We start from the raw sequence: 13,012 nt of genomic DNA on the forward strand, positions 1-13,012 counted from the left end.
GTCTACCAGTACAGAAACATTATACCAATCTCAATCGAGTTTAAAACCCTCTCCAAGTACTTCTGAGGCATCCATGACGATCACGAATGCTTTAGGGTCAACGACTTTGACCAATTGTTTCAATTTGGTGAATTCAGATTGATCGATGACACACATTAAAATCGGACGGGAATCGTCCGTATAGCCGCCATGCCCGGAAATCCGTGTAACACCGCGGTCTAGCTCATGTATAATAGCATCCCTAACTTCAGGTTCATTATTCGTGATAATTAATGCCATCTTGGAACGGTTGAATCCAACTTGGATAAGGTCGATGGTCTTACTTGTGACATATAAGCTGATCAAGGCATACAGCCCTTTTTCAATATCAAAAACAATGGCCGCGCTCAATACGATGAGGCCGTCAATGATTGCCACACATGTCCCCAATGACAAATTGGTATACTTATGAATGATTTGGGCCGCTAAATCCGTTCCCCCGGTAGAAGCCTTCCCGCGAAAGACTATGCCCAATCCTAATCCGACCAGGATACCGCCACAAAGTGACCCGAGTAATGCATCGTTCGTCCATGGTTCCCAATCCTTTGTCAGGAAGACGACAAACGGTAAAAATAACGTTCCGATGAACGTTTTTGCACCAAAATTCCTTCCAAGTACAATAAGTCCGGCAATGAATAAAGGAATATTAAATGCCCACTGAACATACGCTGGTTCCCAACCTAGCGTGGTATATAGAATCGTGCTGATTCCGCTGACCCCGCCTGAAGCGACCTGGTTCGGTAGAAGAAATACATTGAACCCAATCGCGATGATGCCTGACCCTATCAACACTAGACCATATTCCATCAAAATTTGTATCAAAGGGTGCTTTGGCTCCCGATATCTCTTTCTCATTCTGGTTGTCTCCTCATAATCCTTCTTATTTAATTAGTCTTAACCGAAAGTAGTATAGCATCCCTGTTCATTTCCTGTAAATAACAGCCAGATGACGTGGTAAAGGACTAATGAATTGAAATGTTGTACAAAAAAAATCGAACCGAATAAGATCCGGTTCGATTCATACCTCTTATAATTTAGAACGTAAATAAGCATCGATGAACATATCGATATCCCCATCCATCACTGCTCCAAGGTTCCCGGTCTCCGCACTTGTACGGTGATCCTTTACCATGGAATAAGGGTGGAAGACGTAAGAGCGGATTTGGCTTCCCCAGCCAATTTCCTTCTGTTCACCGCGGATTTCATCCAAATCGGCTTGTTGCTGTTCGATCTCAAGTTGATATAATTTGGCTTTCAGCATATTCATCGCTTGGGCCTTGTTTTTGATTTGCGATCTCTCATTTTGACACGTTACGACCGTATTCGTTGGTAAATGGGTAATCCGGACAGCTGAGTCAGTCGTGTTAATATGCTGACCGCCGGCGCCACTTGCCCGGTACGTATCGATTTTCAAATCTTCCGTACGGATATCTATATGAATCGTTTCATCGAATTCCGGCATGACTTCGCATGATACGAAAGAAGTATGACGGCGGCCTGATGAATCGAAAGGAGAAATCCGGACAAGACGGTGCACGCCTTTTTCCGCTTTCAAATAGCCATAAGCGTTATGGCCTTTGAATAGGAGCGTTACACTCTTGATTCCCGCTTCATCACCTGGAAGGTAATCAAGGGTTTCCACCTTGAATCCTCTTTTTTCGCCCCATCTAGTGTACATGCGTAGCAACATGGAACCCCAATCTTGGGACTCTGTTCCGCCTGCACCAGGATGCAGTTCCAGAATGGCATTTTTCGAATCATACTCTTCACTTAGTAGAAGCTGTAGTTCAAAGTCATTCATCTTTTGGGAAAGAATCGTGATTTCTTCCACTAACTCCGTCATAAGATCTTCATCATTCTCTTCTTTGACCAGTTCATACGTCAAATCGAGATTTTCATATGAATCATTCAACTCGGCCAATTGGTCGACTTGTTCTTTCAATGCGTTTGTTTCATTGATGACACCTTGAGCCTTTTGTTGATCATTCCAAAAGTCAGGATGCGTCATCTCATTTTCTAGTTGTGCAATGCGTGCCTCTTTTTCATCTAAGTCAAAGAGACCCCCTAAAGTCCGTTAATCGTTGCGCTGTTCTTTCTAATTCGTTTCTGATTTCTGCCATTTCCATTTCTATTCACCTCATTAGTATGTTAAAAAAAATCCCGTATCGGGATTTGCTTCATGCAAATATACCTCTTCAAAACGATATGCATCCAGTCCGCTTTCATAAACGAAACATGAAAAGAGGCGGTAAGTTCATTTAACTTATCCGTCTCTTCTCCATTATACACCTATTTTCAGGCTAAGTTGCCATGACAATTCTTATATTTTTTTCCGCTGCCACATGGACATAAAGCATTTCGCCCGACATCTTCCGACTTACGAGCCGGCGCCTTCTTCACTTTGCCGCCTTCGTCTTCTTTCGGATTGACCGCTTGTCCTTTTATGACTTCCTTCCGCTCCAAGTTATTGCGGATTTCAGCTTTCATAATGTACTTAGTGACCTCATCTTCCATCGAAGCAATCATGCTTTCAAACATCGCGAAGCCTTCTGATTGGTATTCACGAAGCGGATCGATTTGACCATATGCACGTAGGTGAATCCCTTGACGCAATTGTTCCATCGCGTCGATATGATCCATCCACTTGCTGTCCACCGCCCGAAGCACGATCACTTTTTCGAACTCGCGCATTTGCTCTTCTGAAAGCTCGGCTTCTTTTTGATCATAACTTTCTTTTACTTTTCCTAGAATGAACTCAACCAGTTCCGATTCATCTTTCCCATCCAAATCGGCGATTGTAATCTCACCCTCTTGGAATAGATTGCCGTTCAAGTAATCGACAAGTCCTTGCAAGTTCCAGCCTTCTTCATCGCCCATCGGCGCAAAAGCTGCAACATTACGTTGAATGGACGCCGTGATCATCGTTTCAACGATTTCACGCAAGTTTTCGCTTTCCATTACATCGAAACGCTGTTTGTATATGATTTCACGTTGCTGACGAAGAACATCATCATACTGCAGCAATTGTTTACGAGAATCGAAGTTATTTCCTTCAACCCGTTTCTGAGCGGATTCAACGGCTCTTGACACCATTTTGCTTTGAATGGGTTGGGAATCATCCATGCCAAGGCGCGCCATCATACTCTTCATATTATCCGAACCAAAGCGACGCATCAATTCATCTTCCATGGATAGATAGAACTGAGTGACCCCTGGATCTCCCTGACGACCAGAACGACCACGCAGCTGGTTATCAATCCGGCGACTTTCATGACGTTCCGTCCCGATGACGGCAAGCCCGCCCACGTCTTTGACACCTTCGCCTAGCTTGATATCCGTACCACGGCCAGCCATGTTTGTGGCGATTGTAACCGCTCCCTTATTCCCTGCATTCAAGATGATTTCCGCTTCACGCTCATGGTTCTTCGCATTCAACACGTTATGAGGAATGCCTTTTTTCGTCAAGTAATTGGAAATGATCTCCGAAGTCTCAATGGCGACCGTACCAACCAGCACGGGCTGTCCTTTTACATGACGCTCTGCAATATCTTCCACGACCGCTCTGAATTTCCCGTCCATTGACGCATAAATGAGATCTGGGCGGTCATCCCGGACGATATCCCGGTTCGTAGGAATCGCAATAACATTCATATTATAGATGTTACGGAATTCCTCTTCTTCCGTCTTGGCCGTACCCGTCATACCAGAAAGTTTTTCATACATCCTGAAATAGTTCTGGAAAGTAATCGTAGCAAGGGTCATGCTTTCATTTTGAATTTCCAGTCCCTCTTTTGCTTCAATGGCCTGATGAAGTCCTTCACTGTAACGGCGACCTTTCATTAAACGGCCCGTAAATTGGTCAACGATGACAATCTCGCCGTCTTGGACCACATAATCTACATCCAAGTGCATGGCAACATGCGCTTTCAATGCCTGATTGATATGATGGTTCAATGTCACATGAGTGATATCGAATAAATTATCAATATTGAACGCTCTTTCAGCCCTATTCATACCTTCTTCAGTCAATTGCACGCCTTTGGTTTTCTCATCATACGTGTAATCCGTATCTTTTTTCAGGGTACGCACAAAAGCATTCGCCTGGATATAAAGCTGGGCTGATTTTTGCGCCGCACCGGAAATGATCAATGGCGTCCTCGCTTCATCAATCAAGATGGAATCGACTTCATCGATGACCGCATAATGCAATGGCCGCTGTACCATTTGTTCTTTATATAGCACCATATTGTCACGCAAGTAATCGAAACCTAACTCATTATTCGTGCTATACGTGATATCCGCATTGTATGCTTCTTGTTTTTCTTCTTTAGAATGACTGTTCAGATTCAACCCGACAGACAGTCCGAGGAAATTATATAACACACCCATATCAGTCGCATCACGTTGTGCGAGGTATTCATTGACGGTCACGACATGCACGCCTTTTCCAGTAATCGCATTTAAATAAACGGGCATGGTTGAAGTCAACGTTTTCCCTTCACCTGTTTTCATTTCGGAAATATTCCCATCATGAAGGGACGCCCCACCCATGATCTGAACACGGAAAGGATACATGCCAAGCGCCCGCTTTGCTCCTTCACGTACGACAGCAAATGCCTCAACGAGCAAATCATCCACAGTTTCCCCGTTTTGATAACGTTTCTTGAATTCTTCCGTTTTGGCAGTCAGCTGCTCGTCCGATAACGAAGCCATCTCATCCGCCAGCGCTTCGACCTGATCAGCCACTTTTTCTAACCGCTTAAGTTCTCGCTTATTCGGATCAAAAACTTTATTTAATATATTAAGCATTCATTAACGCTCCTCTATTGGGAAAATGATCATTCAATATCGTTCATTCATATAAGTAAGAAGGAACACACCTTCTGCCGATAATAATCTAGTCTTAATTTTACCACTTCTATTCATGAGGTACAACTTCATGTCACTTTCAGGACTATGGGCCAGATATCACTTCTTGAGAAAAACAATGGATAAAACAGGACAAAAACTGTTAAAATAGAGGGAAGATTTAAAATACATATGGGTAGGCCCACGTTTGCACAGATGGTCTTTAAAAAAGGCTATATCTCTCAACTACTATAAATGGGTTTAATAGATAGTTGACGCCATTCGCTTGTAAACCTGGATAGTAGAAGACACTGTAAGTGGGTTAGCAAAGCTTATTCTGTGGGATAAATAGAACTAGTTCGAGGTGGTAATGATGATCGGTGAGCGTGTTAAAAAGCTGCGGGAAGAAAAGAAAATGTCGATGACTGAACTAGCCGAGAAAGCCGGGGTAGCCAAGTCCTACTTAAGTTCGCTCGAACGGAACTTACAAACGAATCCTTCCATTCAATTTTTGGAAAAAATCTCTGCAGTGCTTCATGTTCCTGTTGATGCCCTTCTTTACGATGCTCCCAATAAGGAAATCCTGGATAACGACTGGATAAAAATCGTTGAAGATGCCATGCATTCAGGTGTTTCAAAACAACAATTCCGAGAATTTATTGAGTTTAACAAATGGAAAAAGAACAACGAATAGAAAAATAGATAGGAAGCATAGCACTCTATCAATCTATTTACGCAAACGAAAGCATCCCTATAAACAGCCATGCTCCATACTGTTTATAGGGATGCTTTCCACATCTTTCTCATTTTTCGCAATTCCCCTTCGATGACTCCCGTGCAAGATAATCACGGATCTCTTCTTTCGTCAACCCTAAGCTTTTTGCCTCCAAAATCAACGTCATCCACTCTTGATCCATTTCCGTCGTAATCATTTTATCAACCTCCTAAAATACTACCTTGTATTTCAGGCAGACCAGCCATCGTAGCTCCTTACAGCCTTAGACCTGTGCCTTTGCGCCCTCACCTTTCGATAAGTTTGCCTTTTTCACGATAAATATTACTAAATACATAGTTTACAATCTTATTATAGGGAATACACCCTACATATGTTGCTAGTTTATGTCGCCAATTAACCAATATAAGGAAATATTTATCGACAAATTACAACAATAGGGAGAAAATCAAGGATAGATTTACATGAAATGAAAATCACATTCGCTTTTTCAGATAATAAAAAACCTTGTTCTTTTCATTCAGGCGATGAGACATATTAATTCGCTCCACCGACAGTGCATCAAAGGCCTTTTGCACGGTCAAATCCTCGCCGCAGGTAGGACAAAACCAATTCCCCATTTCCGAACTACTAAACGAAGCCCTATTGCATGTATGGCAATTTTTCCGAAACAACATCCCATCCCCTCTGCACCTTATTAACCACTTGTTCGTTTTAAAGAACGGTTAAGTCAATTATATGCCAAATTAAGGTAATATAGAAATGGGTATAAAAACCTATCTTTCTCGAAAAAGAACACTTTTTGTTCGTTTTAAAGAAAATTCAAATTCACTCTACTTCATTTGAGAGCACTTATTATGAAAGGAATGTACCTATTAAATCTTTAACGTATTTCGAATTTCAGAAAACAAAACTAATACTTTATACCTAACCAGATGTTAAATAAATAGAAAAGGAGAATACCTAAAAAGCACCGCCCAGAGTCTGGACGGTGCTTCCATGCATTTCATGATTAACTTAACTTGGTTCTATTAATCCGTATCGTCCATCTTTACGGCGATACACGACGTTGGTTGTATTCGTATCCGCATTCGTGTAAACGAAGAAACTGTGACCAAGCATATTCATTTGCAGAATCGCTTCTTCACTGTCCATCGGCTTCAAATCGAAGCGTTTGTTACGGACCACTTCTATATCGCTGTCATCTTCGAATTCATCCGCCACTTCATCGACTTCCGTAGCAAAAGCGAATGCTTCTGGTGTATTGGATAAATTGTTGCGGAATTTTCGGTTGACCTTCGTTTTATGTTTACGAATTTGGCGTTCTAGCTTGTCATTGATCAAATCAATCGCGGCATACATATCCGCATTCTCTTCTTCAGCGCGAAGAACCAAATTCTGCATCGGAATCGTCACTTCGACCTTGGACGTATTATTGTTCACTTTCAAATTCACTTGCACATTTGCATCTGGCGTATTGTTAAAATATCTTTCTAACTTGCCAATTTTCTTTTCGACGTATTCTCGAATTGCTGGAGTTACCTCAATGTTTTCACCGCGTACGTTGTAATTCATAAAGTGAGTCCTCCTTAAATTAAGACTATACAGTTAGATTCTACAATACCCCTCCGGTTTCCTTTAGAAACACATCTTGAAATATGTCGAAATTATGAAACAATTGTCGGAAGGTTTGAAAAAGGTTGATGTCTACCTTAGCTCTATTATACCAAACACTGCCCAATAAAGAAAAAATTAGCCATCGTAATTCACAGAAATTTTAGAAAAAATTTACACAAAAACCGTTTGAAATTCAAACGGTTTGGGTAAGGGTTTATTTCTTTTTGTCGTAAAACATACCATCCGTGGAAAGATTCTCATAAGGATTGGTGTACTTATTTGAAGTTTTCTTTTTCTGGTTCAATTCCTTGATATCGCGCTGAATCTCTTGCTTTTGGAGCAACAACAATTGATCGACCTGCTGATTCAGACGCATGGATTGACGTCCCAATTGTAGCTCTTCAGCAGAAAAAGGCGGCTGGATTTGCGAAAGAAGCTCTTCACGCTGATCAAGCAACTGCATAATTCTATCAATTCTTTCATCGCGTTCGACAATCGTCTGGTCCTGCAAGACGGTTAGTAATTCAATGGTGACATCATGAAAATCTTGAAGCATCATCAAACTTGACCACTTTGAACGAATTGTTTTTGGCGGTTCAATTGAATGGCTTCCTTCCATGTGTTACGGAACTCGGTAACAAGTCCCTCCACCTCTTCTAGAGCAGCAATGTCATTCTTCAAATTAGCTTCAATCAGACGACGATTCATATAATCATAGAGGCTCATCAAGTCTTTCGATACGGCAACATCCATATTCAAGGTCACCATCAGTTCATGAACGATGTTTTGGGCCTTTAAGATATTCGTATTCTTTTCTTCGATCTTACCCGCTTCAATGGCTTTTTTACCAAGTAGAATGAACTTCAGACATCCGTTATAAAGCATGAGTGTAAGCTCTCCCGGGGACGCTGTATTCACTGAATTTTGTTGATAAGATTGGTATGGATTATTTATGGCCATTTCTTTTTATTCTTCCTTTCTTACTTAGCTAAAATATTGCGATAAACTAGAGCTTTGACTATTGGCTTTCGATATCGCTTTCTCCATGGCTGTGAACTGATTGTAGTAACGTGTCTCGAGTTTTACTAACTTTGCCTCGAATGTGGAAATTCTTGTATCCAATCCATTGACTGCTTTCCCGATGGTGAAATTATTATTTACATACCCAGCCTTACCTGCTTTTTCTGTAATCACCTTCATGGATGATTGGATATCAGCACGTAAACGGCGTGCCAGTCCTTGCGAACTTTTCTCGGTACCGTTACCTTCAGACATGAATAACTTATAAATCGCATTTGGATCTTGAGAAATGGCTGCACGCAGTTTATCCTCATCAATCGTTAGTTTACCACCTTCTAAGTAATTACTTGTGGTAGTAATCCCTAACTTACTAAGCGTGTTATTCCCTGTAATACCACTGACTGAAGTATAAAGAGAGGACCTCATGGTTGTAAGCAAACTTTTTAATGTTGAGTCATTTTTCAACGTTCCACTCTTCGCCTTCTCTTCCCAAAGCTTTACTTCATCTTCGGACAATTCCTTTTTTTGTTCCGTTGTAAGAGGAGCGTAATCACGGTATTTAGTTTCAGTAGTTTTATCTTGGATTTTTTTAATGATTTCATTGTATTTGTTCACGAACTGAGTTACCGTGTCTAAAATGGTGTCCACATCAGCTTTGGATGAGAATGTGACCGGTCCTTCAGTCTTTTCTTTTAACGTAAATTCAGCGCCATTAAGATTAATCACATTTGAACTTCTTTTGATTTCTAGCCCGTTATAGGTAAGGGTCGCGTTTATGCCACTAGTCCCTCTTTCATTGTCCTTAGCAATTTTATTATCTGCATCCATCATTAAAGTTTCAGTGAAAAAGTCTCCAGCGAATATGATTTCAGCTTTATCCGCAATTTCTCCAGTATTCTTTGCCGTGAATGACATTTGACCGGATTGCTTATCATAGAAAGCAGTAACATCAGTGTTAGAATTTATTTTAGATATTAGGCTATCTAGAGTATCCTCAGCAGTAATGGTCAGCTTTTTTCTCTCGCCTAGTTCCCCATTTTTATCAATTGCCTGGATATAAATTTCTTTTTCGGCTGTTCCTTCAGCTATAAGTTTATCTGTAGAATTTAGGGAAAGTGAAGTGTGATTTTTCATAGTAGCCGCAACGGCTAAATTTTTCACCTCTATCGTTCCGGCAAAATCTGTAGTTGAGTTTATGTTTTTAATGCTAATTGCATTAGGATTCGAAACTGTCACTGTCTTTTTAATAAACGAAGATTGTTTCCCTATTCCATCCTTAATCAGCGTATCTAACTCAGATAATGCTGTATTAACCGACCGATAATCATCTCGTTGCCACTCAGAATATTGCTTCTTCTGCGTTAATTTATCCAAAGGCACTCGTTCTGCCTGCATCATACTTTTCACTATTTCATCAATATCCATTCCGCTCGCTAATCCACTGACACGTACCATATTCATCACCTACTTATATTTTTTCATCCACCATTATCCCGACAAACTCTGTCATTGCCGCATAAAAGTCTAGAAGCTTTTTTGGAGGAATTTCTCTAATTGTTTCATTCGTTATGTCATCAACGACCTTAACATAATACTCATTCAGTTTTTCATGATATTCAAAGCGTACCGCTGTATGTGTTGGATTTAGAAAGGTTTTTAAACTTTCAGTTACCTCCTGAACCTTTTCTTTCGTTGGCTTGTCATTTGACTCTACACTTTGTTCTGAATATGCTACTGTATTGATTTCTCTCTGATAATACGTACTGATTCCTTCTGAGATTGCTGTTCTAAGTTGCGAGGAAAGAATATTCGTCGATAGACTCTCCAACATCTTTTTTTGCCCCCAATAAGATATCTTTACTTTTTATATCGGTTTCACAATAGAACTTTACAGTCCTAATACAAGGAAATATGATTTTACTCTTGAATAATTAAATCTACAAGACTAGATACTGTATTGCTCTAAATCGTAGGATTGAAGCACCCCCTTACGTTTGGCTTCCAATGTAGCAGATGTTTATGTTTGCTGATTCTTCATATTTAAACAAACGACAAGACATTCACGATCCGATTCACCTAGAAATTCACTCATCAATTGCTATCCATCTTCTGGTGTTATATTTGTCTGTTTTTATAAAGCATGATTGACTCTTTCACCATTCTTAAGCTATTGATACTGACCCTTTTTACAGGCTTTTTCTTCAATTACTCCCCCTTCAAGTAGCTCTAATTGCTTTGTTTCTGATGCTTTGTATTGGTTCATATTAATTAATAGCCCTAACTCCACGAAGAAAGTGTTTCAATGAGCAATGGGTCCTGTAGCTTTTCTAAGTTTTCCGCTGGAATAAGCAAATCATCTATTTCTTCATGATAGAAATCATGGGCTTCGTAGCCTATATCCTCTCTTTTGACTTCAATATTGAATGTCCTTTTCATTGTTCCAACAAACCAGTCTAAATACATCATCTTTTCTCCTCCTAAAAATATAAATAGCCCTAATTCCACAAAAGGAATTAGGGCTTATGATTATTATATCAATAAGATAATATATACTTATTTTTCTATGTAATTCGGATTACCTACAAAAGAAAAGTCCTCCACTATTGGAGAACAGGATACAGTTGCTTTTCTAGGGAATGGAATTCATTCTTTAATACATTCAGTTTAGCATTCAAATTCTCAGTTTCAATTGGTGTAAGCTCATGTTCTAAAGTATATTCAGCTATCCTTTTCATTTCATGAAGTTTGACGTTCATTTCATCCAAGATATGAACCTGCTCCTCAGTCCACCGTAGCTGTTGTTCAAGGAACCTTTTATGTTCTTGTTGTTCTTGCCCCATCCTGTCTCCTCCTTTAGAACGGCCTTTATTACTCATATTAAAAAGAGACTCTAGCAAAACTAGAGTCTCCTAAATAAAATCTAATATTAACGAAGAAGTTGTAGAACTCCTTGAGGTTGTTGGTTAGCTTGAGCCAGCATTGCTTGAGCAGCTTGAGAAAGAATAGAATTCTTAGTTTGATTCATCATTTCTTTCGCCATATCTACGTCACGGATACGAGATTCCGCAGCAGTTAGGTTTTCAGAAGATGTGTTCAAGTTATTGATTGTGTGTTCTAAACGGTTTTGGAATGCACCTAATTTAGAACGTTCGCTTGATACTGTTTCGATTGCTTTATTAATCTTTTCGATTGCTGCTGAAGCACTAGAATGTGAAGATACATCAAGTGCAGATTCTTTTGCAGTGTTATTTGTACCATCCGTAACGACGTTTGTAGCTGTAAAACCAGCTTCACCAGCTTTCCCTGTAATTCCCAGAGCATCAGAACGCATATCAGCGATTGAGATTGACATACTTTGTCCTTTATTTGCTCCTACTTGGAAGTTAGCTTCGAAATCTTTTTGTACTCCACCGTCTTTTACCTCAATACTTTCACCGGCTTTTCCACCTTGAGCTGCACTAATTACTAATTTTTTAGCATTTGTAGTTGAATCTTTCTGAGTAAGCTCAACTCCATCAATATTTTCCCCAACTTGTTGAGAGATATTTTTAACAAGTTCATTAACCTTATCACTAGGTGTACTAGCTGATAATGCAGTACTAATATTTACTCCAACTCCGTTGCCAGTATAAGCACCATCGTTAGCATTATAAAACTCTATTTGCTTGCCATTAATAGTCATACCTTTTTCTACTAATGAATTGATATTTGCATCAGTAGTTGCTGCATCTACTCCTACCAAGCTAGTAAAATCGATTTCTTTAGTTGCCTTTATTGCAGCTGTTTGAGTACCAGTTGCAGCGGTTGCAGCCGCAGTCCCCATTCCAGTTCCAGTTTTAGCGAAAGCACCCATAACACCTGATGTACCATCGAATTGACCACCTGCAACTGCTGCTATAGTTATTCCTGCTCCAGTTCCAGTGACTTCATAGTTCCCTTTTAAAGTATCATTCTCATCAATCATTTTTTGGAATGCATCTCTTAAACCTGCTGCACCATTGGCAGCTGTTGCTGTACCGTCTAATGCAACGTCTGCAGAAGTTGCTGTAACATTATAACCTTTATTATCTCCTGCAACACTACCGTTAGAAGCAGATGCTTTAAAAGTAGCAGTTAACGTTACACCATTTAATGTGAAACTAGCAGTATCATTTGCTACACCCGCAGCTGATAATGTTACGGTTTGAGTCGCTTGGGTTTTAGTAGCTTCAGTACCATTTGTTAACTTTCCTGTAACACCTGTTAAACCAGTATTATTAAGATTCGATTTTCCATCACCTTTTAAAAGACCTTGTGTATTGAACTCTGTAGTATTACCAATACGATTAATTTCAGAAGATAATTGGTTTATTTCTTTTTGAATTTCATTACGGTCAACACCAACATTTGTATCATTGGATGCTTGAGTAGCTAGTTCACGCATACGTTGAAGAATGTCATGCGTTTCATTTAACGCACCTTCAGCAGTTTGAATCATAGAAATCCCATCTTGTGAGTTTTTAGACGCTTGATCTAATCCGCGAATTTGTCCACGCATTTTTTCAGAGATTGCTAGTCCAGCTGCATCGTCACCTGCACGGTTGATACGAAGACCTGAAGCAAGTTTCTCCATTGATTTAGATTGAGCACCTGAAGCACTTGATAACTGACGATGTGTGTTAAGAGCTGCGATATTGTGATTGATAATCATTTTTGTTTCCTCCTTGAGTTTTAAGGTCCCACATCCATGTGGTTTTTTACGATAAGCAGTGAATA

At 40.0% G+C, this 13,012-nt stretch carries 13 protein-coding genes and 1 riboswitch; of the genes, 1 reads left to right on the plus strand and 12 read right to left on the minus strand.

Going from position 1 to position 13,012, the window contains the following annotated elements:
• Positions 1-30: 30 nt before the first annotated feature.
• The 3 genes from ACQKIC_RS13525 to secA all read right to left on the minus strand — a co-directional run bounded on the left by ACQKIC_RS13525 (position 31) and on the right by secA (position 4,848).
• Entirely contained in the window at positions 31-894 is an 864-nt protein-coding gene (locus ACQKIC_RS13525) for a YitT family protein (RefSeq protein WP_402954594.1), read from the minus strand.
• Positions 895-1,066: 172 nt separating this feature from the next.
• Positions 1,067-2,165, minus strand: a protein-coding gene (gene prfB, locus ACQKIC_RS13530) for a peptide chain release factor 2 (RefSeq protein WP_402870630.1) whose coding sequence is annotated in 2 segments (ribosomal slippage) — positions 1,067-2,092 and positions 2,094-2,165 — 1,098 coding nt in all. Because the reading frame shifts where the segments join, the coding sequence is not laid out codon by codon here.
• 169 nt (positions 2,166-2,334) lie between these two features.
• Positions 2,335-4,848, minus strand: coding sequence for a preprotein translocase subunit SecA (gene secA, locus ACQKIC_RS13535; RefSeq protein ID WP_427591441.1), 2,514 nt, complete (start codon positions 4,846-4,848; stop codon positions 2,335-2,337).
• Between the two features lie 412 nt (positions 4,849-5,260).
• Between secA and ACQKIC_RS13540 the strand changes: the two genes are divergently transcribed.
• On the plus strand, positions 5,261-5,581 hold the full coding sequence (locus tag ACQKIC_RS13540) for a helix-turn-helix domain-containing protein (RefSeq protein ID WP_402954602.1): 321 nt from the start codon (positions 5,261-5,263) through the stop codon (positions 5,579-5,581).
• Positions 5,582-5,690: 109 nt separating this feature from the next.
• Here the strand turns inward: ACQKIC_RS13540 and ACQKIC_RS13545 are convergent, their stop codons facing one another.
• The 9 genes from ACQKIC_RS13545 to ACQKIC_RS13585 all read right to left on the minus strand — a co-directional run bounded on the left by ACQKIC_RS13545 (position 5,691) and on the right by ACQKIC_RS13585 (position 12,947).
• The gene (locus tag ACQKIC_RS13545; RefSeq protein ID WP_402991245.1) at positions 5,691-5,819 is read right to left on the minus strand and encodes an anti-repressor SinI family protein; all 129 of its coding nucleotides are present in this window, start codon (positions 5,817-5,819) and stop codon (positions 5,691-5,693) included.
• A gap of 32 nt (positions 5,820-5,851) precedes the next feature.
• Positions 5,852-5,938, minus strand: a riboswitch (cyclic di-GMP riboswitch).
• 699 nt (positions 5,939-6,637) lie between these two features.
• A complete protein-coding gene (hpf, locus tag ACQKIC_RS13550; protein WP_402870618.1) occupies positions 6,638-7,195 on the minus strand; it encodes a ribosome hibernation-promoting factor, HPF/YfiA family in 558 nt (185 codons plus the stop codon).
• A gap of 256 nt (positions 7,196-7,451) precedes the next feature.
• On the minus strand, positions 7,452-7,799 hold the full coding sequence (locus ACQKIC_RS13555) for a flagellar protein FliT (RefSeq protein WP_427668655.1): 348 nt from the start codon (positions 7,797-7,799) through the stop codon (positions 7,452-7,454).
• On the minus strand, positions 7,796-8,197 hold the full coding sequence (fliS, locus tag ACQKIC_RS13560; RefSeq protein WP_402954611.1) for a flagellar export chaperone FliS: 402 nt from the start codon (positions 8,195-8,197) through the stop codon (positions 7,796-7,798). The genes ACQKIC_RS13555 and fliS overlap by 4 nt, the downstream gene beginning before the upstream one ends.
• Before the next feature lie 24 nt (positions 8,198-8,221).
• Positions 8,222-9,718, minus strand: coding sequence for a flagellar hook-associated protein 2 (locus ACQKIC_RS13565; protein WP_427668657.1), 1,497 nt, complete (start codon positions 9,716-9,718; stop codon positions 8,222-8,224).
• A 7-nt stretch (positions 9,719-9,725) separates the two neighbouring features.
• Positions 9,726-10,088, minus strand: a complete 363-nt coding sequence (gene flaG / locus ACQKIC_RS13570) for a flagellar protein FlaG (RefSeq protein ID WP_427591445.1) — start codon at positions 10,086-10,088, stop codon at positions 9,726-9,728.
• Positions 10,089-10,534: 446 nt separating this feature from the next.
• The gene (locus ACQKIC_RS13575; RefSeq protein WP_427591447.1) at positions 10,535-10,723 is read right to left on the minus strand and encodes a hypothetical protein; all 189 of its coding nucleotides are present in this window, start codon (positions 10,721-10,723) and stop codon (positions 10,535-10,537) included.
• 134 nt (positions 10,724-10,857) lie between these two features.
• A complete protein-coding gene (locus ACQKIC_RS13580; RefSeq protein ID WP_427591448.1) occupies positions 10,858-11,097 on the minus strand; it encodes a hypothetical protein in 240 nt (79 codons plus the stop codon).
• An 86-nt stretch (positions 11,098-11,183) separates the two neighbouring features.
• Complete coding sequence (locus tag ACQKIC_RS13585) at positions 11,184-12,947, minus strand: flagellin (protein ID WP_427591449.1); 1,764 nt, start codon at positions 12,945-12,947, stop codon at positions 11,184-11,186.
• Positions 12,948-13,012 lie beyond the last annotated feature (65 nt).

This window comes from Peribacillus sp. NPDC046944 (genome assembly GCF_050272735.1).
Lineage (GTDB): Bacteria > Bacillota > Bacilli > Bacillales > DSM-1321 > Peribacillus.